The 22,363-nt window shown below is 50.1% G+C and carries 16 protein-coding genes and 1 pseudogene; 1 reads left to right on the top strand and 16 read right to left on the bottom strand.

Translation table 11 applies throughout. The features are described from left to right. Positions 1-2: 2 nt before the first annotated feature. The 4 genes from IC229_RS24405 to IC229_RS24390 all read right to left on the bottom strand — a co-directional run bounded on the left by IC229_RS24405 (position 3) and on the right by IC229_RS24390 (position 3,437). Positions 3-1,292, bottom strand: a complete 1,290-nt coding sequence (locus IC229_RS24405; RefSeq protein WP_190889810.1) for a phage integrase SAM-like domain-containing protein — start codon at positions 1,290-1,292, stop codon at positions 3-5. Beyond that, a complete protein-coding gene (locus IC229_RS24400) occupies positions 1,285-2,730 on the bottom strand; it encodes a site-specific integrase (RefSeq protein ID WP_190889808.1) in 1,446 nt (481 codons plus the stop codon). Before IC229_RS24400 ends, IC229_RS24405 begins: the two co-directional genes overlap by 8 nt. A gap of 26 nt (positions 2,731-2,756) precedes the next feature. Further along, positions 2,757-3,101, bottom strand: a complete 345-nt coding sequence (locus tag IC229_RS24395; RefSeq protein ID WP_190889798.1) for a hypothetical protein — start codon at positions 3,099-3,101, stop codon at positions 2,757-2,759. Positions 3,102-3,260: 159 nt separating this feature from the next. Beyond that, the gene (locus tag IC229_RS24390) at positions 3,261-3,437 is read right to left on the bottom strand and encodes a helix-turn-helix transcriptional regulator (protein WP_190889990.1); all 177 of its coding nucleotides are present in this window, start codon (positions 3,435-3,437) and stop codon (positions 3,261-3,263) included. A 170-nt stretch (positions 3,438-3,607) separates the two neighbouring features. Here IC229_RS24390 and IC229_RS24385 point away from each other — a divergent pair, with 170 nt between their 5' ends. Beyond that, on the top strand, positions 3,608-3,982 hold the full coding sequence (locus IC229_RS24385; protein ID WP_190889795.1) for a hypothetical protein: 375 nt from the start codon (positions 3,608-3,610) through the stop codon (positions 3,980-3,982). Between the two features lie 389 nt (positions 3,983-4,371). Here the strand turns inward: IC229_RS24385 and IC229_RS24380 are convergent, their stop codons facing one another. The 12 genes and pseudogenes from IC229_RS24380 to IC229_RS24325 all read right to left on the bottom strand — a co-directional run. Then, entirely contained in the window at positions 4,372-5,838 is a 1,467-nt protein-coding gene (locus IC229_RS24380) for a hypothetical protein (protein WP_190889794.1), read from the bottom strand. Positions 5,839-6,113: 275 nt separating this feature from the next. Next, positions 6,114-6,365, bottom strand: a complete 252-nt coding sequence (locus IC229_RS24375) for a hypothetical protein (protein WP_190889792.1) — start codon at positions 6,363-6,365, stop codon at positions 6,114-6,116. A gap of 55 nt (positions 6,366-6,420) precedes the next feature. Continuing rightward, positions 6,421-6,768 carry a LytTR family transcriptional regulator DNA-binding domain-containing protein gene (locus tag IC229_RS24370; protein ID WP_190889790.1) on the bottom strand — a complete coding sequence of 116 codons (348 nt, stop codon included), beginning with the start codon at positions 6,766-6,768 and terminating at the stop codon, positions 6,421-6,423. A gap of 106 nt (positions 6,769-6,874) precedes the next feature. Next, entirely contained in the window at positions 6,875-12,199 is a 5,325-nt protein-coding gene (locus tag IC229_RS24365) for a putative Ig domain-containing protein (RefSeq protein ID WP_190889788.1), read from the bottom strand. Between the two features lie 428 nt (positions 12,200-12,627). Beyond that, positions 12,628-14,370 (bottom strand): hypothetical protein, encoded by a 1,743-nt coding sequence (locus IC229_RS24360; RefSeq protein WP_223834175.1) that lies wholly within the window; start codon positions 14,368-14,370, stop codon positions 12,628-12,630. A 260-nt stretch (positions 14,371-14,630) separates the two neighbouring features. Further along, positions 14,631-18,251: a tape measure protein gene (locus IC229_RS24355; protein ID WP_190889786.1), complete on the bottom strand. Its 3,621-nt coding sequence runs from the start codon at positions 18,249-18,251 to the stop codon at positions 14,631-14,633. Positions 18,252-18,269: 18 nt separating this feature from the next. Then, on the bottom strand, positions 18,270-18,662 hold the full coding sequence (locus IC229_RS24350) for a hypothetical protein (protein WP_190889784.1): 393 nt from the start codon (positions 18,660-18,662) through the stop codon (positions 18,270-18,272). Positions 18,663-18,779: 117 nt separating this feature from the next. Further along, positions 18,780-20,144 (bottom strand): terminase large subunit domain-containing protein, encoded by a 1,365-nt coding sequence (locus tag IC229_RS24345; protein ID WP_190889782.1) that lies wholly within the window; start codon positions 20,142-20,144, stop codon positions 18,780-18,782. A 2-nt stretch (positions 20,145-20,146) separates the two neighbouring features. After that, positions 20,147-20,623 carry a DNA-packaging protein gene (locus IC229_RS24340; protein WP_190889780.1) on the bottom strand — a complete coding sequence of 159 codons (477 nt, stop codon included), beginning with the start codon at positions 20,621-20,623 and terminating at the stop codon, positions 20,147-20,149. A 1-nt stretch (position 20,624) separates the two neighbouring features. After that, entirely contained in the window at positions 20,625-21,197 is a 573-nt protein-coding gene (locus tag IC229_RS24335) for a hypothetical protein (RefSeq protein WP_190889778.1), read from the bottom strand. Between the two features lie 163 nt (positions 21,198-21,360). Next, positions 21,361-21,594 (bottom strand): hypothetical protein, encoded by a 234-nt coding sequence (locus tag IC229_RS24330; RefSeq protein ID WP_190889776.1) that lies wholly within the window; start codon positions 21,592-21,594, stop codon positions 21,361-21,363. Positions 21,595-21,631: 37 nt separating this feature from the next. Beyond that, positions 21,632-22,363 (bottom strand): annotated as a pseudogene (locus tag IC229_RS24325) (hypothetical protein); the annotation flags it as partial.

Raw genomic sequence — 22,363 nt, 5'->3', positions numbered from 1 at the left:
GCTTAAGAGGCTTTATAAATGTGAGTAAAAGCATTATTGCCATTCGCGGGAGATTGGCGGATTTTGGCCATATCACTGTCGACAACAAACGATTGGATCGTCAGGTAATGACGTTCAGTCATGCTCAGTGATTGATGGCCTAATATCTTCTGAATGCTGGGCATGGAATATCCTTCCTTTAGAAACACAACACCTGCTGTCTTACGGCACACCTTACTACAGAACTCAAACGGTAACTGTAGCTTTTGTGCGATCTCCTTCAAATGGGTATTGATTACCTTCAGCCGGGGGCGCTTGCCTTTCGCTAGTTCCCTGAATAACTCCTGAGCTTGTGGTAATATCGGGATATGGCATTCCCCCCAAGCCGGTGCGTGACGTAGTTTCAGGCGCTGGTACACCCATTTATCCCCATAAGGTGTATTCACACGGAAAACCGATTCATGAGTGACTACTTTAAGGGCGTCGTTGTAATCCAGTCCAGTGTAACACATAAATAAGGCCCATTTACGAACTATATCCCGAATGCCGATTAGGGGTAATACCTTGAGTTCAGCCAGCGCCGTTTCGCTCAGAAAAACAATACGTTTTGCTGGGTTACCCCTAGGTGGCTTGAATTGAAATAGCCCATTTACCTGAATCCGGTCGTACAGCAAAGCGTGATGCAGCGCAGCTTTTACAAAGGTCAGGTAGCGGTTTGCTGTATCGGCGTTGATACTTTTCTCTCGCAGGTAGTCATAGAACTGCATACCAAAGCCCGGCGTTATCTGCTCGGCCAAAAAACCGGGTTGACGCTTTTTGTTCAAGAACGTATTCAGATGCTGACCCGCCATCCGATAACTAGCGCGGGTCTTGTCGGCTTTTCGCTCTTCTTTAGGCCGTGTATCAAGGTGAGTGATGTAGTCCTGATAGACCACGCGCAGGCTAAGATGAGGATTGGGTACATTCAAGCCATCAGACGCTCTTAGATTGGGCAAGTGCTGTCTTGACCAGGCTTGGCGGACGGTATTTGCCCGAGGTAAGGGGGCAATTATTTTTTGTGATTGTAGAATCTGTTCATGCTGGCTACGAAACTGATCGAGTTGCAGGTGTAGTTTTAGTGCTTCAGAGCAAGCTTCCTGCAATAGTTCCTGCTTTCGCTTCCACACATCAAGGGTTACGCAGATACCGGTACGATATTCCGTCGTTCGTTCGCCATTGAGACCAAGGCGGCAGTAAAGCATCACTTCCCCGCTGGTCTGTTTGGAGCGGATACGAAAGCAGAAGGTTAATTTATTGACTATACTTTTAAACATGACCTTGGCCCTCCATAGCCTCAAAATGTCCAGATAATTGGTTTATATTCACTTTCACCCGTTCCATACTACGGTCAATCGATGTTCCTCTTACCTTCACATAATGGCGCTCTGTGGTCGTAATGGAGGAATGTCCCATCATCAGGCTTACATCAGCAATCCGGTGTCCTGCCGCTAACATTAAGCTCCCGAACGTCTTGCGGGCCGTTTTCTTAGTAATCCGCCAGGAGATGCCTAACTCCGCTTCAATTTGATCCGTATAGCGATTAACGACCCCTCCCGAAATGTCAGCAGGACCCTGGGGGTACAGAGCAAACAGTTGCTCTACTTCATCAAGTCTTGGTAAGTGATATTCAACATGAGGGGGCTTTTTGCGCCTACCGACGATCTTCCAGCCAGCTCTACCCTGAACCTCATATGTGTTCCTGTCTCGTGCATACGCCACGGCATCTGGGTAGTCCAAACCTGTGCAGCACATCAATAGGAACCACCACAGAGCGATCCCTTTAGTGCCTTTCCAATCCAGTGTTAGTAAATGAGCTATATGCTCAGGTTCTAGAAACAGGACTTCTTTGTCTTCGTGTTTGGGCCAACGCAGACTGCGAATTGGATTTCGCTCGAGCCAACCCTCTTCCATCATCCAGTCTAGAACACTGGCTACTTTAAGTACAAATCGACTGGCCTGGCCAGCGCTGACGGGTTGCGGAAAATGCCGACCGCCATTCTGGGTCTGCAACCAACTGTGATACCGCTTTGCCCATCCAATTGTGAGTCCTCCAGCAGTAGGCAGTTTTTGCCCTGTTTTAGATTCATAATCATGCAGCAACACTAACCCGCGCTGCCAGCGGCCAAGGGTAATTCTGGAGAGCGCCCGATCGGTATTGTCTAAGCTCCGGAGATGAGCGATATAGGCCTGATAAGCTTCATCTATTGGACTTTCGGCCGAAATGCGGTTTGCATATTGATTGGCCTTATTACGCTTCTGTTTGTCGTCAGGATACACCCAACCATGAATAATACTCCACTCGGGCGAATAACCAGATAGACACTCAAAGCACACGGATTTTAGTGTTGGCGTAGCGCCTGAATCAAGCTGTTTTTGATGAATGCTTTCGATGTAGGCTTTCATCTGTACGATCTGGTTATTGACTGAGTCTCCTCTACGGCCTGAAACCTGTTTTACTACCCGCCAGTCGGCAGGATCTACCATCAATTTTTGCCCCATCCAGAATGCGCCAAAATGCATTCGCTTCCCGTCGACTGCAATCCACACCTGAAGCGGATGAGGATTTGAATAGGTTGTTCCCTTTTTAGGGGAACGTAGAGCGAATCGAACCGATATCGGTAAGCGCTTTTTCCGAGTCATGGGGTGAAGGGCTGAAAAACGAGCCATAGGGCCCAATGCAGCCATGCTGTTATACTGGGGAATAGCAGTCATTTGTAAAAGGGATTATTGAAATAGAGCTAAGCTTTTGAAAGAGCAGGGGAATGGTCTAACTGAGTAAGGAAATCAATCAGCAGGTGAATGCGGTGAAGCTGACTAACATCCACTGAAACAGAAAGCGCGTCGGCAGGTGTACTAAGCCAATGAGTAAGCAGCGTGTCAATATGCTGGACTGGCTCATCACCAATGGCAGCAAAGCGATCGGTCAATTGAAGCAACTGGGTTTGTGCTTCGAAGATTTGCGGATTAATAACAGGCTCTGGCCGTTCATCCGCCAGAGAAGAGGTTTGTAGGGTAATTTGCGCCGATGGCTGAAAAAGGGTTGTAGAATCCCCTTTCCCCGAGTACTTTTGTCCCGTTGACATTTGATGTAAGAAGTTAAGTGTTTACACGACCCCAATGCTCAGCTTTCCAGGCTCTTAGGCGTTGGGGTTTCTCATGTTTTAACAAGGGATTTTCCCTTGCATTACAGATACAACATTAGGAAAACTTGAGAAACTTTTCAAGTAGTGGTCCAATTTTTTTTACTCATACCCAATTTTCAATTTTAACCCTGTCGCTTCTGCAACTCGCTTAAGGGTTGTAAGGGTTGGGGCGTGATTTGCGTTTTCAAGTTTATTGACGGCTGACTCAGAAATACCTAGCTTTTCGCCCAATTCCTTTTGGGTTAAGCCAGCCTTTAATCGGGCTTCTCTTATCATCTGACCTGCGTTTTTAAGTTCGTCTGACACAGATGTAAAGATATTTAAATACCATTATTTATGGTAAAATAGTAGTTAGATTGTTATAGAGCGGCAATCTTGTGTGTATCCGCATCAATTCTACTCGTTACCAGTATACCTTATAGTTGATTGTAATCCCTATTCATGCCATGAACCGTAACCTTCTCTACCTGATCATTTCCCTTTTTGCTGTATTGGCACTAATCCTGACCAACCCTAAAGAACATAAAGCGGCTGTCAAGGCTAAAATGAGCCAAATTATTCAGCAAACCGTACTTGAAGAAAATAAGAGGGATAACGGCGTGGCGGAAAAGTTAGGACTTAGTTTAGGTGCGCTAATGGGAGGATACATGGTTGATAGGCTCATCGAGGGCAGTATTACCCGCACGAACTACCTTTTATTTTCAACTACCAATTTTGTGTCAGGCGATGAGTCGACAACGATTGGCTTGGGAATACTGGGTAGCGTCTATCTTTCGTCAAAAATTGATAAAAAACTAAAGGAGGTACGGAAGCAGCAATAGAGGGATTTATCAGGAAGATGCACACCCTGCAATTCCCATAAAACAAAAAGAAGCCCGACCAAAATCAGGCTTCTTTCTTTCATTTTTCTTAGCGTTGAGTATATATATGCTGCCTTTCTTCTGGCAGCTAGCAAGTTCATAGCGTTACTTATCCACTTACCGAAATTGTGCCAAATAAGACCAAACTAAGGTAACTAACAGAAATACAGGGCCTTAATTTATGAGTCGTTACCTGGTTGGGCCTCCTGTCTGTAGAAAAAAGGGGCGTTTATTCCCCACTTATGTAGGGTATTGGTCATTAACTTCGAAATACAACTCTAAATCTATTTCTTGAGCTAGTGTAGCCCCACTGAAAAACAGGGCTTGGTCATGAACAGATAGCTACAAGGTTACTGTACTTTGGCGCAGATTACATACGCTCGTACGCCCCGATCGCTAGTCCCTATATTTTTAACAATCACAGCCCAAGCGTTGGCATTTACCGGGTCTGGCCCCGTATAGTTAACAACTATATCATCAGCGGCTGTATTTAAATCTCTATGTCCACCACCACCCCCTATTACTTTTGTGCCAGATGGACAGGTTTTTACGTATTTAAAAATGTATCCAGCCTGTTGTGTGTAATCCTCATATATATATTGGATTCCCATATTAAAGGCACCAGCCGATATTGTCCCATTTACATTCAGGGTACTAGCCGATATTATCCCATTTACATCTAGGCTACTAGCTGATATTGCCCCACTCGCACTCAATGTACCAGTTGAGATTGCTCCATTTACACCTAATGTACTAGCCGATATTGCCCCATTTACACCCAATGTACCAGCTGAGATTACTCCATTTACATCCAGAGTACCAGTTGATATTGTCCCATTTACATTCAGGGTACTAGCCGATATTGTCCCAATCACATCCAGCGGGGATTGGGGGGTTGAGGTACCAATGCCAACTCTACCTGATGACTTAACCGTCAAAAGTGGAGTTGCAGCTCCGTTTTGCGCCCCCTGCGCTACATCAAAAGCCGTGGCACTATTTGAATTGACTTTGACAACCAAACCATTACTACTTGCGCTTGTACCCCCATTATAAATCTGGCCAGCATAACCTGGCTGAGTTACCGACCAGGAAAACGAACCTGAATTTCCCCCATTCCCATCCGTACCTGTTGTATTGCCCGAATTGTTGGCTAGTTGCGAAAAAGGATTATTGGTGCCAATGCCAACCCGGCCATTAGATTTAACCACGAGTAAAGGGGTGGCATTGGCTCCCTGCGTACCTTGACCAACCTCTAATGCCGTGGAATTAGATGCGGTAACTTTCACCAGTAATCCATTATTATTCGTTAGTGTTCCACTGTTTTGAAACACGCCTGCGTAGCCTGGTTGAGTAGCTCTCCAGGAAAGCGATTCAGGATTAGCGCCGAAGCCTTGCGAATCGAGGGTATTGGCCGAGGTATTGGCGAGTCGCGAAAAAGGATTATTGATGCCAATACCAACCGTCTGGTTTGTATAAGCTACCGTGCCTGAAGATGACCAAGGGTTGGTAGCCGAAGCCGCGTTGGCTGCCTGCGCCAGGGTAACCCAACCAGTATTAGAGCGGATGTTGAGTAGGTTCGTAGTACTATTATAAACCAGCATCCCAGCGGGTACGCCCTGCATGGCGTCAATCTGAGTCTGAGTGAGCCGAGGCAATAAAAGGGCGCGAGTGCTACTTTCCAACTCCAACAGCGAATTGGCGTTCAAGGTAGTGCTGGCTAGTGTGGAGCTGGCGGGCTTGTCACTGATACGCATTTGAGCCATACCAGAGCCGCCTATCAGTAGTAAATAAATTGTAATAACGTGAAGCTTTTTCATGCGGATTAACGGTTTGAAATAAATTAATTGAAGCGAATTACAGAGCGTAGTAGGGCGGGTGGCAGAAGTGGAAAGCCCTGAGCAAAAATGGAGAGAAAGGCGCTTGTGAAGTGAACTCAAATGTCTCCAATGTGGTAACTCATGTCGCATTTTGAGAGAATAAGCCACCAAAACGCAGTTTTTTTAGCTGCCTTTCGCCGTGACAGTGGGTTGATGCACAAAACAAAAAGCCCACTCGGTACGAGCAGGCTTTCGTGTCATAAAGACCGGGTTTCTTACTTCTTCTCCATGAACCGTTTTAACATTTCTTCCAGTTGGGAGAATTTAGCCTGCTGTTTATCTAATTCCACCACTCGCTCTTTCAAGTCCTGATTCTCTTTCTGCTGCTGGATACTATACAACGTCAACTCCTCAATTTTCTCCAGCAGTTTAGCGTCCACCTTGGCTACGTCAACGCCCTGCTTCACCACTTCGGACGCCGAGAGTATGCCGGGCAAATGCTTATGAACCTGGATATAGCGCTCCACCTCCTATAATCCTTTTAGGCGATACCCTTCATCAAATGCCTTGTCACTCCACTAACTAGTCACCCCTTTGCACTTGTCGCTGGCGTAAGAGCTGCTTTATCTCCCGGACGCGCCGACGAGGAATAACTACTTCCTGCTGACTGCCCTCCACGGCCAACACTACCACCAGTTGTCGGGCCTGGTTTCGATGCCAGCTTACAATCAGACTAGGAGCAACCGCCATGTGTTTACTCAGTCGAATCAGATAGGGAAACCGCTGGCAGATGGTACCCAGGGTGATGGCCGACAGGTAGTAGCCCCCGTTGTGAAAATACATATGGGTATAGTTGCCATCGGCCAGTGTCCAGCTCACCTGGGGCTGACTATGGGGTTGGTGGGGTTTTAAGTAGGGTGTTGGTTTCATGATCCCGTCAGGAGCAGGGGGAAGAGATGACTTTAGGGCTTCTTAGGGTTAGTTGAAGTAGTAGCTGTAGAATGCTTTTACAGCTACTACTCTCTCATTTCAGGCGCTAATTTCCCCCCAGCCTTAACCGACTAGTCGAGCCAAAGATCAACCGTCCTGCTGCACTGTAGATCACCCGCAACGCCTGTGCCTGATAAGTGGCAGGCAAGCTCACGGCATGATTGAGCGTAACGGCATCAGTTAGCACCGGGATACGCCCACACGACCAAACGGCGGGGTCATTCCAGTCGCCTGCTTTCAGGGTGAACATACTCCCGCAGCCGCCTGGATTCACCACACTAAAGGGCAGAGTCGTCGATACTGCCCCCCCCGCCGGATCAGTAGCCACTACCGTCACACTGTAGAACGCACTGGCTGAAGCCGAAGCGATGCCCGTAATCGTGTTAGGAGCCACAAAACTTAGACCAGCGGGTAATCCGACTACCGATAACGTCAGACTAGTAGGCGTCTCGGCATCGGTGAAGGTGTTAGCTGGTATCGTGTAACTAAACGCTTGACCCACGGTAGCTGATTGAGGAGGAATTGCATTCTCCACCCGGGGGTTGCCATTGGCACAATACGCCAGCCAGTTGTAGGCAAAGCTAGCCTCCCCCGGTGTACCCTGCTGACGAGCCTTGAAAACGATCACCGGGTTGTCAGTGAACAGGTTCAATTGATACGGCTCATCAATAGTGATTGTCCTGGTTTCATTGACTACTGATAGGCTGATGGGCTGACCATTCGTGCCCTCGAAGCTGACGGTGAAGTTGATGCGCCGTTCGTAGTAGCTGATGTGATTACAGTCGAGCATCGTTACTCCGGTGATGGCAAAACCGCGAGGCTGCACATTCAGTAAAAAGCTTGTGGTAGCCGTGAGTCCGCCCGGATCAGTAGCCGTCACCGTGACAGAGAAGGGCGAGCCCACGGTGGTGGAAGGCGTACCGGTGATGGTGTTAGGAGCCACAAAACTTAGACCAGCAGGCAAGCCACTCACGGCCAAGGTAAGACTATTAGGCGGCTCGGCATCGGTGAAGGTGTTAGCTGGTATCGTGTAACTAAACGCTTGACCCACGGTAGCTGATTGAGGAGGAATTGCATTCACTACAGTCGGGGCACAGTTCTGGTAGATCACCCCGGCACTGGCCGTACTGGAACAGCCATTAGCGCCCGTCAAGGTAACGGAGTAAGCCCCTGCTACACTCACCGAAATGGTCTGCGTAGTGGCCCCCGTACTCCAGCGGTAGCTCCCACTGCCCACCGCAGACAAACTCATGGTAGGGGCATTACACGTTAAGGTAGCGCTGGCGGGAGCGATACTAACCTGTGGCGAAGTGTTATCAAGAGAAATTGGGGTGGATGCCGAAGCGGAACAGCCGTTTGCTGCCGTTACCGTTAGGGAATACGTAGCAGCGGTGGAGACGCTAATGGTGGGGGTTGTTTCTCCGGTATTCCAGCGATACGTGCCAGTTCCTACCGCTGACAGACTCACCACTGGATTACTACAGGTGAGGGTGGCCGAAGCAGGAGCAATACTCACCGAGGCAGGCGTGGTATTCTGATCCACCGTCAGGGTTGTGACGCTACTGCAACCACTAGCACTAGTAACCGTAACTGAGTAGAGGCCACCGGAATTAACCAAGGCGCTACCCGAAGTAGGATTCTGGCTAACAACCCCAGGCCCACTAAAGACATAAGATGAACCCCCACCGGCTGTTAGGGTAACGCTGGGGTTGGCGCAGGTAATGGTACCACTGCTGACCAGCGTCGGGGTGGGGGAGACATTGACTGTCAGGCTCGCGACGGCTGAAAACACTTCCCCGTATAAAGTAATAGAGGCCGTCACAGACTGGGGCCCATCAAGACTAGCCACTAGGGTCCGGCTGTAGGTCGACGTCGAATTGGGACCAATGACAATAGTTTCTATAATACTATAATCGGAGAAGGAGAGCTGAAAGGAATACTCACCTGGCGGAATGTTGGTGAATGAAGGCGTAAGGGTAAAGGAATTGCCGGCACAGACCGGGTTGGGGGAAGGGGTCAGGGAGATGGTAGGTGTCGGCGGCTGAATGGTCAGGGTCGTGCTGGCGCTAAACGGGGCACACCCACCACTAGCTGGCACGGTGTAGGTCACCGTGTAGTTGGCTGGCGCACTACTGGCGGGGGTAATCTGGCCGGTGCTGGCATTAATGCTCAGCCCCGAAGGGGTAGCCGAATACGTACCACCCGCCGTTCCCGTTCGGGTGACATTTACCGGTGCACTGCTGGTGAGGAAAATCGATCCGGGGTAAGCAATGGTGGCGCTGGGTGGGGCGTTGACCGTCAGGCTGACGCTGGTGGTAGCTCTGCAGGTGGGGCTACCGTTACCCACCGTCACCGAGTAGATCCCGCTGCTGGCAGTTGAAGCAGATGGGATGGTGGGCGTTTGGGTGGTGGCCGTGAAGCTCGCTGGACCACTCCACTGATAGGATGTCCCTGCCGTCACGCTCAGGCTGACCAGGCTCCCCACACAGGCCGGATTGGGACTGGCCGTGGCCAGGGCCTGAAAGGCGTCACTGCCTGCCCCGCTGGCGCAGAAAGCCGCAAAGTTACCCTCGCCGGGCAAACCAGGGTTACCCGATAAAACTACACTTTTCCCACACAAGGCGGTATAACTGCTGGGAAAGCAGCCGCTTAACTGGTTGTTAGCTAAAATAAGAGATTGCACACTGGTCAGGTTCGACAAACTAGCCGGTAGGGGTCCGGTGAGTCCACTCTGATTGAGATACAGATACTGGAGCTGGCTCAGCTGGCCTAGACTGGCGGGGATGCTGCCCCCCAGCGAGGTTTGGCTCAGATTGAGCTCTTGCAGGGTCGTCAGGCTGCCAATGCCGGAGGGAATGCCGCCGGTCAGCCCATTGTTATTGCCGACTTGCAAGTTAACCAGACCCGTCAGGGTACTCAGGCTGGCAGGGATGGTGCCAACCAGGTTATTGTTCTGCAGATTCAATCCGGTTACCCGGCCGCTAGTGCAGGTGACCCCGTACCAGTTGCAGGGCGAGCAGCCGGTAAGCCAGCCCGTTTTGTTTATCCAGCCCGCCCCGTTGGTGCTGTTGTAGAGATCAACCAGGGCCTGATAGTCAGGGCTAAGGGGAGTCACTGTCAGACTAAAGGCCGTTGAGGTCACGGAGTTGCAGGCATTGGTGATCACCACCGAGTAGCTGCCTGTCTGGGCGGTGGTGACACTGCTCAGGCTAAAGGCGGCCGTGGTCTGGGAAGCCACCGGACTGCTGAAACTATCTTTGTACCACTGATAGGTGTAGGGGACCGTACCACTTACGCTTACCGGGGCAATCACGCTGCTCCCCGCGCACACCGCCGAGCCACTGGGCGGCTGCTGGGTGATGAGCAGGGGCGTATTAGGTGTATCTTGGAACTCAACGGCACCCATATCGACCCGGCTACCAACGATGCGGGGGTTGCCTACCAGATCGGTGGGGGGCAGAGCGGTGGCTGAGTAGGGAGGGCTGGCCACAGTGACACTGGCGGGGTTACCGGCGTTGATAGCCGGCGAGCAGGCGTTGAGCGCTACGCTGCCTGCATCTGCAAAGGGACTGATAGTAGTCGTGAGGTTGTTTTCACCCGTGTAGGTGGTCTCGCTCGGCTCGAAGAGCGAGTAGGTAGCCACCACTACGCTGTTATTACCGTTAGCAATCGTATTCTGCCCCCCGTTGCCGAAGAGCACGCAGTTGGTCAGGCTGACATGGCTGCCGTTGTTACCCAACCCCCTACCAGTAGAAGCGGTATTGCCACTAAAACTACAGTTGATTAGACTGGGACTGCCGCCAACGTTAAACATCCCCCCGCCAGTGTTAGAAGCCGTATTACCTATGAAGCTACAGTTAGCTAAACTGGGACTGCTGTTACTCTGGTTTTCCATCCCCCCACCTTGAGAAGCCGTATTGCCTATGAAGCTACAGTTAGTCAGGCTGGGACTGCTGTTTGAGTTTTTCATCCCCCCGCCTTGAAAGGCGGTATTGCCCTGGAAGTTACAGTTAGTCAGGCTGGGACTACCGCTAGAGTTATATATCCCCCCGCCCTGATTATTGGGGGAGCTACCATTGGCGTTGCCTCCACTGATGATAAACCCATCCAGCATGGCTGTATTAGTTAAGCCCGTGCTGTTAATGACGTGGAAGGAGTTATCTGTATTGTCGCCTAGGGTACCGATGTCCCCGCTCAGGATGGTAGAGAAGCTGGCTGGATTGCGCTGGGCCAGTCCCGGCTCGCCAGTGGTCGGGAATCCTCCAAAAATGGTCACCCCGTTGCGCATAGCAAAGCTGATGCTCCGATCGTTGCCCGTGGTGGGCTTATACGTACCAGCCGCCACCCAGACCTGAGCCCCGCAACCCGCTGCCGTGTTGATGGCCTCTTGCAGGGCCGTGCCCGAGAGCGCATTGCTCCAGCTACTGCCGTTCTGTAGACCCGCCCCGCTGGGAGTGACGTACACCACTGAGCCGCAGGGCAACGGGGTTACGTTAACGACCACGCTACTCACCGAGGAACAGCTTCCTGCAGTGGCCGTTACTGTATAGGGGCCCGCTACACTGACTGATATACTAGCCGTACTTTGCCCACTCGACCAACTGTAGGAGTTGGCTCCCGAAGCGGTCAGCTGAGTAGTCTGGCCTTGAGTAATGGTGAGCGAGGGATTGGCCGTAATGCTCACCGTGGGTGAGGGAATGACACTAACGACGGCTGAACCACTCATCGTCACTGTTCCAGAAGAGCCAGGGGCTCGCACGGTGTAGGTGCCCGGTATGGTCTGGTTGCCAAAACTAATGGGGGTTCCTGTTCCAGGTATAGTATATTCCGGTAACTGTACATTATCACGATAGAGTTGATAAGTAACGAAATCCTCAGACCCTGACAGCCCCACATTAACCCCGGCAGCTCCGCTGCAATAGCTGCCCCCACCTGTTACGGTAAACGTGGTGGGTGTGAATACTCGCGGTGTAAACACGACCCTGGCGGTCTGGTCAATAGTCACACCTTGTGCAACGGCGGTATAGGTTACTGTGGTCGCTTGATCAGACGTGAACGAGAAAACGACTATACCACCAGTGCTTGTATTGCCTGACTTTGTTCCTCCCCTGGGGTTGGCTGTGACTGTAACTGGTACATTCACAAGGGGGGCTCCCTGATCATCCCTTACAGTGACAGTGACAGTGACGAATAAATTAACCTGCTGTCTTGCCGGGTTGGCTACAACACTGGATTCACCAGCGGATGGTTGAGCATGAAGGCGGTTGGTGAGGCCTGTACCTAAAGTCAGCAACAGACCGCTTAGCAGGAGCCCCGCCATGCGGGAAGCGGGATGCCGTAAACAGGAACTGCGGGTAAAAAGTCTTTTCATACGAAGTTTAGAGTAAGCGGTGAATCATTCATTAAGCGAAACGTGCTGTCTCTTCTAACTAACCAGCTGTTGACAATCTTTAACCCCGCAAAGGTCTGGGCTAATTGTTTTAATAACTAGCACATATGTTCCATCTACTATAATGCGTGTTCCATTTTCGCCTGAACGGGCTTATTTTCTTAGGTTGAGCCGGTTTTGCCCGTCACTAGATCGAAGGGTATTGGCCTCCAAAATTCTGATCCTGACCCCACCAAAGACTAACACGATTGACCCATTTCTAGCGCATTTGAACCATTTTGTGGAGTTTTCATGCGTAATTGAGAAAAACAGGCTTGAAGTAATACTTTAATGGAGGGTTTGTTGGCAAGCATAAAAAAGCCCTGACTGCTTAAGGTCAGGGCTCACCACAGAGGGTTGAATCAGTCGATTTACTTCTTCTCCAGCACCTGTTTGACCAGCGCTTTGAGCTCGTCAATCTCTTTTTGTTGTAGTTGATTGACCTGATTACCTTTTTCCAACTCCACAACTCTATCTTTCAGCGCCTGATTCTCCTTCTGCTGTTCTATGCTGTACAGGGTCAGTTCTTCAATCTTCTCCAACAACTTGGCATCCATCTTGGCTACGTCAACGCCCTTTTCAACTACGTCCTCTGCCGAGGGAACACCTGGCAAATGCTCGTGCTTCCGAATGTATTGCTCAACCTCAGCAAGGGGCTTAAGCGAATAGCCTGACTTGAACACATAGTCACTCCAATCGCTCGTGTTCTTCACAGCCACTTTCACTTTCTCGGTCAATATACCCTTGCTGACAAACAGGTTGTAATCCGATGGGGTCTTGCTCACGCCCTCGCCAATGATAATGGCATCATTCTGGGTACTTTGCAGAAACGAGCCTTTGCGCTGCCACAGCGACTCGCTCACGCCCTCCCGAGTCGAGCCATTGGTACTGACCAGAATGACATCCCCACTACTATTGACAGACAGAACTTTTGTTTGGTTAGTCAACGAAGCCGCGTCCGTGCTCTTCAGGTTAGTAAACCGCAGACCCGACTGACCAGCCGTGCCGTGCGTAATTTCAAGCTTATTGTTGGGAGCGGTGTTGCCGATGCCCACTTTCCAGGCAGGATTGGGAGCCCCCAACACAATCGCATAGTTCGCCGACACCTGGGCACCTACCCCGATGGCGGTCGAGTTATTGACGACGGCTCCCGATGACACTCCTGCATTCTGGCCAATGAAGGTGTTGCTCTGACCAGCGGCATTGCCGGTGAAGCCAGCCCCATTGCCGATATAGGTATTGTTCTGGCCGGTGGTGTTGCTATAGCCCGAGCCATTGCCAATGAAGGTGTTGCCCCCACCCGAGGTCGTTTGTTGGCCTGAGGAGTTGCCGATGAAGAGGTTGTAGGAGCCGTTGCTGCTATAACCCGCGAGTTGGCCCATGTACAGATTGGCGATGCCGGTCGTGTTACTGTAACCCGTCTGGTAACCAATGAACACGTTGTTGCTGGCAGTTGTGTTTTTGTAGCCAGCTTCAAAGCCCAAGAATGCGTTGTTACTCCCTGTATTGGTGCTATAGCCTGCTTTAGCGCCAAGCATCACATTATTTTCTCCTGTTTCCAGAAAATAACCGGTATAATAACCCAGTCCGGTATTAAAATTAGACGTTCCACTTTGCGCACCTGAACTCCGGCCAATAAAAGTATTGCCATCTCCTGTCGTGTTCGAAGTTCCTGCGTAGATGCCAATAAAGGTATTACTTCCTCCGTTGGTGTTAGAGTATCCTGCATTAAGGCCAATAAAGGTATTAGCTCCACCCGTGGTGTTATTGGTTCCTGCGTGACTCCCCATAAATGTGTTATAAATTCCAGACGTGTTGGTTTTGCCCGCGTTAAAGCCAATAATCGTATTCTGCGATCCACTGGTGTTCGATTCTCCGGCGTTTGTGCCCATAAAAGTATTTTCCTCACCATAGGTATTATCATGCCCCGCATAGTAACCCACAAATGTATTCCGGCTAGCTGCACTAGTGCTGGTGATACCCGCACCATGTCCAATCATGGTATTTTGCATACCAGGTGTAGCAGAGTTGGCAGTCCGGGCCAAATAGTTGGTCTGCGCTAGCAAAGGAAGGCACAACCGACCAAACAGGAGTATAAGACAAAGTGATTTCATACGATCAAGAGTTAAGTGTCTGTTTATCAAAGTTAGTTGGAATCAACCCATCTCCAATTGGCTTTATTTAGCGGTATGGTCTTACCTAAGAAATACTAACATCAAATAGCCTATGTATTCAATTGTTGGTATAATTGATCATTGCCTGTTCGGTAGCTGTTCATTTGTGATCTGCCATATTGAGAAGGCACCAACAAGAAAGGGCCTCGGTTAAACCGAGACCCTTTGCTACCCTTAACCACTCTATTGAAAAGCTACGCTTACCGTTTCGGCTTCGGCAGGGAGAAGTAGCTATTCATGTACTCAGTCCTAGTATTTGCCTTCTGGATGAAGTGCCTTAATTTATCCTCATCCAAAATTGTCTGGTATAACAGCTGTGCTTCAAACGCTTCTTTCATAATCTGACGCATGGCACTTTCAGTGAGTCCAGCATGAATAACCGGAGGAGTGTACAAACTCCCCCCCGGTGCGCTTCTTACGTCCTGGGCAATATCCTGATTGACCTGTAGGATCCGTTTGGTTTCGGCATGATTATAAACCCGGTCGTGAGCATTCAGGTAGGCTACCTGTTTCTCAGCCGCCAATCGATAACTTGGTTTGCCTCCTTTTTTTGATTCAATTAGCTCGTATCCACGTTCACCCACCCACGCCGGGCCTTCGGGCGCATCAGAGGTACCTTTGAAAAATTCAGGTAGTGGGCGGGCGATCACCAGTCCCGCGTTCAACGCGCCCAGCGCCCCGATAAGTATTGCCAAAGGTATATTCGGTAACGCTTTCGTAACTGCTACAGTTGTATCAATCGCAATCTGAAACAAAGCAGCAGCCTTGTCATCGGCGGCTTGTTTACGTTTCAATTCACGGGCTTTTCTATCGTACTTTTCTTCAATAGCCGCCTTAGATGACTCCGATTGGTCTGACATAGAAAGCTCGTGTTCCTTATCTTTTTCCAGTCGCTGCAAGTCCTGGTCTCTGAACTGAGCTTGTATGTCAAAAAAACCAGCAATGGAGGCTCTCATTAATTCAAGTGCCGCGTTTTCTATTTTTAAACGTTCTTCGGCTGTTCGTTTGTCGCCACTTTTCTTTTTCTCGTTTTTAGTATCATTAATTTTAACCTCTAAATCAGCTATTTCCTGCAATCCATCTAATCGCTCCTTCTCAATATTCTCTCTCTCCTTTTCAAGTGCTTCTGCAATCTGTACCTCAGTAGCCCCCGATTCCCGCAATGAATCCTCCACCTTTCTCAGACGAGATTCGGACATTTGCTGAATCGATTCGTTTGATTTGAGAGTGGCCGCTTCAATGTCTTGAAGAAGTTGGATTTTCAAGTCAAAAAGGCGTTGCTCTCCTTCGCCCTCTGAAATCTGACGCTTAGACACCTGTCCTGCAATTTCTGCTTCTTCATTATTATAGGCTTTTTGCAGGTCAGCTAATCGCGTAGATAACTCCCCTTCAATACTCCCTTTGGTTGAGGCAATTGCCTTTGAAACGCCTGTTACAGCCTTTTTAAATGCTTCCTCCTGTAGTTTATTCCGTTTTTTGATGTAGTCGGCGGCAATATCGTTCAACTCCTGTTGCGTCTGGGCATATTCAGCGGTATTCTCCTTACCTGCCGCTCGTAGTATCGCCTGTTCCCGAAGTACGCCATCCTGCAAGATGGCTAGCCGTTGGTTGATGTAATCGGCTTCACTCATGGCACCCGATGCAAACGAGGCTTCCAGACCCGACGCCTGAACGGAGGTGTTGGTTTTATTGTCCGCAATATCCTGTCGTACTTTTTGCTCAGCTTCCCGCTTTTTACGCTCAGCATCGCGTTCCCGGTCTTTTTCATCACGTTTCGCGTCAGCGGCATCGGATTTGGCCTTTGCCTTATTGACGCCTTCCAGTACTTTTATATATTCTTTATTGGCGGCAATGTCTGCATTCAGGGAGTTGACTAAATCGGGCCGTTTTTTTACCAGTTCCTGATCCAGTTTAATCTGTTGCTGGTAGCGGGCAATCAGCGCATTGCGTTCGGCCAGTGACAGCTCTTCAGCGCGGGTTTTTAGGTCGGCTAATTTTTTATCGTGAGCATCCTTGTTTTCGCGTTGCTCCTGGGCAATAGCATCGGCCCGGTCTTTTGCCTGTAGTTTGATATTTTCCCGGTAGAGCTTATTGTATTCTTCCAAATTGGCTTTATAGCGCTCCATTGCTGCCTTTTTCTGAGCCGGTGTCTGTGCCAGAAAATCAGCTTCGTTTTTGGCACTTTCCGCCTGCTCTTTGAGTATATCCAGCTTTGCCTTACGCATACCGGCTGACATCTCCCTAAACGCCTGTAGTTGCTGTTCCTGGCTTAAAGCATCCGAACTACCAACCCCTGTAAAAATCGCTCCAGGGTTAAACAGGCGACCAAATGAATTAAAGAATGTAAGCCAGTCGCCATCTTTTACGGCCAGTCGCATAGCCGCCAGTGTGTCAGCGATCCCGTTTTTAATCTTAGCAAAAAAGCCGGTAATACCCGCCTGCTGGTTGAAAGTATCCAGCAATAGGCCCGTCTGATTATCAAGTCGGGCGGTTGCGCCTGCCAGGCTCTCCACATTGGCGGTGGCCTGACCGGAAAACGTTTTCTCCAGTTGGTCGGCTACTTTAGGGAGTATATCAACGGCCAGCACTTCGCCGTTTTTGAGCATGTCGTTTAGCTCCATTGTGCTTACCCCAGCGGCATCAGCAAACAATTTGAACGCTCCCGGCATGGCGTCACCTAACTGTTGGCGCAATTCTTCAGCACTGACATTACCTTTGGAAATCATTTGCTCCAATGCCAGGAGAGCTTTTTCTGCTTTTTCGGCAGGCACTTTCAGTTCAGCGAGTCGGGTAACAAAGGCTTTGAAGATGCGTTCGGCTTCTTTTCCTTCCAGTTTTGTGCCTTCCGTCCCCACTTTAACACCCCGGTAAGCGGTAGCCAGTGCCACAAAGCTTACGCCTAGTTTATCGGCGGTGGCTTCCAGAAACTGCTGCACCTGTCCAAGTTCACGCGACCCATCGGTAACGGCTTTTAATCCGCCCCGCAATTGCTCGAACTCGCTCATTTTGCCGAGCGCCTGACCGGCAAGTTCAATGGCCTTTGTAAAAGCAATGCCAAGTAATCCCAGACTACCAATCAACCCCATCACTCCACCATTAGCCAGTCCACTCAGTGCATTTTCGTACTGCCCGACTTTCATCTGGTGCTGACCCATCGTGGCACTCATCTTCTTGAGTGAGGTGTCGGCAGTATTGATTTTGTTGGCCAGCAATACAGCAGCCGCATTGTTTTTGTTAAGGCGCCCCGTAGTGCTGTCAAAAGCGTTATCGAGCGCCTTTAACTCCCGACGAGCTTCCGACAATTCTTTCTGTAGCCGGTTGTATTGCCCTTCTGCTTCTTTGGTGGCATTGACAGTTGCTTTGGTAGATTTGGCAACGCGGTCAAGTTGATTCTGCACGTCCACCATTTCACGGGCAAGACGCTTCTTAGTCTGTATAACCTTAGCCGTATTGCCTTCCAGGCTAACATACTCCTTGAGTAACCGCTCCTGTCGCTGAATCAAACTCTCGGTAACCTGCCCGTGCAATTGTTGGGTTTTCATCAGACTCTCTTCGGCTGCCTTGGCCTCGTTGAGTTGCGCCCTCAGATAAGTAACCCGCTGCGCATAGTCCTGCATCTGCTGATTGGAGTTATTGCCCTGATTTTTACTGAAAAGCGTTGCGAGTTCACCTTTCAGCGCTGCTGATTGCTGTTGCATAGCGGCCAGCAACTTCATGACCTCGTCGTAAAAGGCTTTAAAATCTTGTCTTGATTCCCCAACGGCCTTTCTATAGCCGTCGAGGTCAATCATGTCCTGGTATTCGATCCGTTGTTTTGCCATGGGTGTAAGTGGGTTAGATTAACCGAGATAGATGAATTCGCCGTTTGCTCCCCAGATAAAAGATCGGGACTCCTCGGGTTCAGGTGGCGTTGGTATTACGGCCTGGTTAAACTCATCCAGCGCCGTATCGATACGGCGCTGCTTTTGCTGATCGGACAACTTCCCCCGCTGGTGATCTGCCTGTGCCTGTTCCATATCACCCAGGGCAATACCTTGCAACAGGGTAGTAAGAGCCGCGTCGAGCTGCTGCTTTCGCTGGGCCAGTACTTCAGGCGAGGAATCAGGTGGTAGATGCTGAAACTGCGCCAGTAAGTCCTGCCCCCGGTCCAGATATTGATCGCTAACCGCCTGCGCAGGACGGGTGGGTGCTGCCCTGGAAATCCGTTTTCTCGCTTTGTTTTTCTTTTTCATGCCGAAATCGTCTGTTTTAAATTTACTAATTATTTGATAAATTAATTGATATATTCGCAAGTGAACGTTTGATTTATTGACACTATTACAGAAAATGAATCAGGTATTTGCAGGTCTCTACTTTCGATTGGTGCGTCGCATGGGCTCCCGGTAAGCCAGTTCGAAATATTCCCGCATCATCAGCACATCGGAGTTGTCAGGCGAGCGGCCAATGATTTCCTTCACCTCTTCTTTGGGTACCACGGACTTCCGTTTGTCGGTGTCCATATCCTTCTGTTTGACCTGTTCGAGTTCTTCAATGGTTTCCTCCTGCTCGGGGGCACTCATGACGCCAGGCTCTATGTACAGACCGGCTTTGTTTACGCGGTCCGCAAACCGGAAATAACACTGGGATTTCAGGTTAAAGTAGTTAGGCTGCTGCCAGCCAATGCCGGGATTCAGTTCTTCCAGCGGGCGGCTGTTGTTGATAAAGCCTTTACAGCCCAGTAGATCCGTTACACCACCCCCTACGCCGTCATCATCGCCCACCACCTGAGAAGCCGGAATCTGAAAGCGGTTCATGGCCTCCCGTACTTTAGCGGCTACCTGGGGCACGGATAAGCCCCGGTGAGTCTGGTAGCCAATCACCCGCCACCCATCCCAGACACAAATCTTGGTGCTGTCGCGCCCATACCTAGCTACGTCGAAGGTGATCCAGCGTTTGCTGCCTCTTGGTACGTGCTGGTTGTTCCAGATATCCAGAATCTTCTCGTAGTCAATCAGCGCAGCCGGGTCGTCGTCATACTCCCAATTGCCGTACAACAAACGTTGCTTCTCATTGGGGGAAAGAGTTCTATGTAAGTTCTCCAGATAACCCGGTGGCAGCTTCTTATTATCCTGTGGTAAGGCTTGCACAAAACGTTTCCAGTCCTCCAGGTTGTTCTCTTTATGCTTCCGGTAGTATTGTTTGTAGAGGTAGTTCTTGGCCGGATTGCAGGTTTGCAGGAGCTTCGGGGCAAGATTGTAGGTGTCGTTCTTCCAGCGCTCGATGCTGGCAGCGAGGTTGTTTTTGGCGGCTTCCACGAACTCTCCAGCTTCTTCAATCCAGCCGCGTGTCATTTGCATGGAACCGAAACGGGCGTATAGTGGGTCAGAGGGCAGCGGTTTGGCATCCAGTAGATATACCCGACTTTTGTTGTAAAGCTGGTAGTAATTGTCCTGTCCGTTGTAGTTGTAATAAGCAGGTCCAATTTGCCAGTGATTGAATACTTCGTGAATGGATGGAATGGTGAACTTACGCAGGTTGGTAAGGGAATCGCGGGCAATGAAGTAATGCGTACCCGGATACGTAAAGGCATCGCCAAAGATTAGGGAGCAACCCAGATACGACTTTCCTGATCCTTTGGAGCCGCCATAGACAATATCAGTCACAGAGCTGTCCTGCCAGTGGTGACACACTTCCAGTTGCTTGAGATTGCCGTAGATATCAAAGGTTAATTCCATTCTTACTTGGTTGGATCAGCGTTGATGCTCGACAGAATGCGCATGCCGGTGATGGGCTCCAGTTTCAATTCTGCCGCTACTTCTTTTTTATCCACCAGTCCCAGATCCCGGCTAATGATGTTGGCGTTGAAGAGACCCACCACCGCCCCTTCGAACTTCTGGGTGTAGATGATCTGCTCAATGCGCGAAATGACCGCTAAAAAATCTTCAGAAGGCCCAGAAGCCTTAAATGTGCGCCAGAACTGTTCGCTGGCATCGCAGTACAGACACAGCCCTGTCAGGGTAAAGGGACGGGGTAGTGGGATGTGTACCTCATCGGCATCTTTACCCCGGAAGTCGGTTCTATACAAGGGCGTATCCTGACACCAGGAGAAGTATTCGTAGGCGGCTTCTTCCAGCAGGGCGGGCGTTTCAAATAGTTTATCGCGGCCGTGTTTGGCGCGCAGTTTCCAGAACTCGTTGTCTTTGGGAGCAGCCATGTTATTGGGTGTTGGAGGTTAAGTACGCGGGGTAGAACGTGGTGATGGTGTTACGCTCGGGTAAATCGGGCGTAAATGACGATAGGTTCAAACCACTATCCAGGATGCAGCTGTAAGCCATAGCGTCGGCCAGAATAGAGAGTTGCAGACTGGCAACATCTTCACCCGGATCGTAACAGGCCAGCCGAAAAAAGCCCAGGCCCATGGACTGCTGGTTAGCCAGGTAATACAGATACTCCTGGTGGAGCTCTTCCATACCGTGCTGGCAGCGGGTTTGGCGCTCCGGACTGGGCGTAGCTTTCTGGGCGGCCAGTTCCTGCTGGTGAATCAGGGCTATGGGTTGATAGTGAGTCAAAGGTGTTTGTGGGTTAGCTTCTACCAGTTGAATTTCATAGGCTAGGGCTATGTCAGAAAGCGAATCGGCGGCTGTGCGTTGTTCGACGTAGTCCAGCGCCATTCGTCGGGCTTGCAGGAGTTTAGGGTCGGTGAAGAAAGCCGCCGTCTGGGGCTGTTGGGCGTTAGTGACCAGATAGCCGGTTATTGTTTGGGTTGGGTTATTGCTATTGGTTTGCATGGGTTAGTTGGTTGTTTGAGCCAGAGAATACTGGCACGGGGTTTGCTTTTAGATGAGTATGGCGAACGAGCAACATCTTATTAGTGCCAGCATCACTCTGGCGGTTATTAGCTTCTCACTAGCGTGCTGGGCATTACTGCTTTGCGTGGTGCTGTAAGTGAGATTAGATACGACGAATCGGTTTGGCTTTCCCATTAGTGATCTGCTCGTTAAGCAGGTCTAATACGGCATCATTGCTGAACATTTCCTCCGCTGAGGCAAAGCCCAGAATGGGCGCTACGCTTTCGGCATCGAACAGGATTTCTCCGGTTTTTCGATCCTGCTTGATTTTAATCTCGCGACCCTGATAGTAGTCTACGAAGTGCTCGTAGTTGAGGTCAATGTAAATGCGTCTCATGATTGATTCTTGTTTTAGTGAGAAATTCGGGGTTGCGCTAACAGGCTAAATAGCTTTCTACGGTGAAGTGCTGGCGGATGGAGGGTATAGCGTCCGGTGGATTTGGGAGATCCCAATCAGCCGGGTAGTCTTCTGTATAGTGTGGTAAGATGGACAGCCTTTTCAGGCGTTCAGGATCCAGTCGGATCGTAGTTCCGGCCTGAGCAGCCAGCAACTCCTCCATATTGGCTACTGTTACGACTAAACTAACGGTAGTGTCTATACGCTCAACGGGTTCAACGCTACTTTTGTAGGTTTTGTAGGTAAGTGGGTTAAGCGTTTTTGATTTTATTTTTAGTGGTGTTGTTCGCTCCTGTGGATAGATCGGTGCTGTTGTACCATAGCGTATACCATCTTTTATTGTCTTTTGAGACTTGGAAAACATGGGCCATTCACCAGCAAGGGTTTCCAGAGCACACACGACGGTTGACTCATCCAGTCGGTTAGCCGCTACGTAGCCACCCGCTAAGCGGGCTGCTTTTAACAGCGTAGCGTGTCGATTACCTTCACCTGCCTCCTGCACCATTCGGGCGATCCGGGACAGGAGACCTGAATCGTCCATATCATCAAAGCGGCTAGAATCGAAGTGACGTACAGGCTTTTGCTGCGGTTCGTCATAGAGTTCGAACACCATCACTTTCTGGGCAAAGTACCCGTCTGTGTCATAGGAATAACCGCGTAGACTAGCTACGTTCCGGGGTTTGTCATCCAGAACAATCTTGAAGTGAGC

This window comes from Spirosoma profusum (assembly GCF_014699005.1).
Lineage (GTDB): Bacteria > Bacteroidota > Bacteroidia > Cytophagales > Spirosomataceae > Spirosoma > Spirosoma profusum.
This window is presented reverse-complemented; position numbering and strand designations above follow the sequence as displayed.

Excerpts from the sequence above, each read along its gene's own strand:
- IC229_RS24405 (WP_190889810.1), bottom strand. The coding sequence starts at position 1,292 with ATGTTTAAAAGTATAGTCAATAAATTAACCTTCTGCTTTCGTATCCGC.
- IC229_RS24400 (WP_190889808.1), bottom strand. The coding sequence starts at position 2,730 with ATGACTGCTATTCCCCAGTATAACAGCATGGCTGCATTGGGCCCTATG.
- IC229_RS24395 (WP_190889798.1), bottom strand. The coding sequence starts at position 3,101 with ATGTCAACGGGACAAAAGTACTCGGGGAAAGGGGATTCTACAACCCTT.
- IC229_RS24390 (WP_190889990.1), bottom strand. The coding sequence starts at position 3,437 with ATGATAAGAGAAGCCCGATTAAAGGCTGGCTTAACCCAAAAGGAATTG.
- IC229_RS24385 (WP_190889795.1), top strand. The coding sequence starts at position 3,608 with ATGAACCGTAACCTTCTCTACCTGATCATTTCCCTTTTTGCTGTATTG.
- IC229_RS24380 (WP_190889794.1), bottom strand. The coding sequence starts at position 5,838 with ATGAAAAAGCTTCACGTTATTACAATTTATTTACTACTGATAGGCGGC.
- IC229_RS24370 (WP_190889790.1), bottom strand. The coding sequence starts at position 6,768 with ATGAAACCAACACCCTACTTAAAACCCCACCAACCCCATAGTCAGCCC.
- IC229_RS24365 (WP_190889788.1), bottom strand. The coding sequence starts at position 12,199 with ATGAAAAGACTTTTTACCCGCAGTTCCTGTTTACGGCATCCCGCTTCC.
- IC229_RS24360 (WP_223834175.1), bottom strand. The coding sequence starts at position 14,370 with ATGAAATCACTTTGTCTTATACTCCTGTTTGGTCGGTTGTGCCTTCCT.
- IC229_RS24355 (WP_190889786.1), bottom strand. The coding sequence starts at position 18,251 with ATGGCAAAACAACGGATCGAATACCAGGACATGATTGACCTCGACGGC.
- IC229_RS24350 (WP_190889784.1), bottom strand. The coding sequence starts at position 18,662 with ATGAAAAAGAAAAACAAAGCGAGAAAACGGATTTCCAGGGCAGCACCC.
- IC229_RS24345 (WP_190889782.1), bottom strand. The coding sequence starts at position 20,144 with ATGGAATTAACCTTTGATATCTACGGCAATCTCAAGCAACTGGAAGTG.
- IC229_RS24340 (WP_190889780.1), bottom strand. The coding sequence starts at position 20,623 with ATGGCTGCTCCCAAAGACAACGAGTTCTGGAAACTGCGCGCCAAACAC.
- IC229_RS24335 (WP_190889778.1), bottom strand. The coding sequence starts at position 21,197 with ATGCAAACCAATAGCAATAACCCAACCCAAACAATAACCGGCTATCTG.
- IC229_RS24330 (WP_190889776.1), bottom strand. The coding sequence starts at position 21,594 with ATGAGACGCATTTACATTGACCTCAACTACGAGCACTTCGTAGACTAC.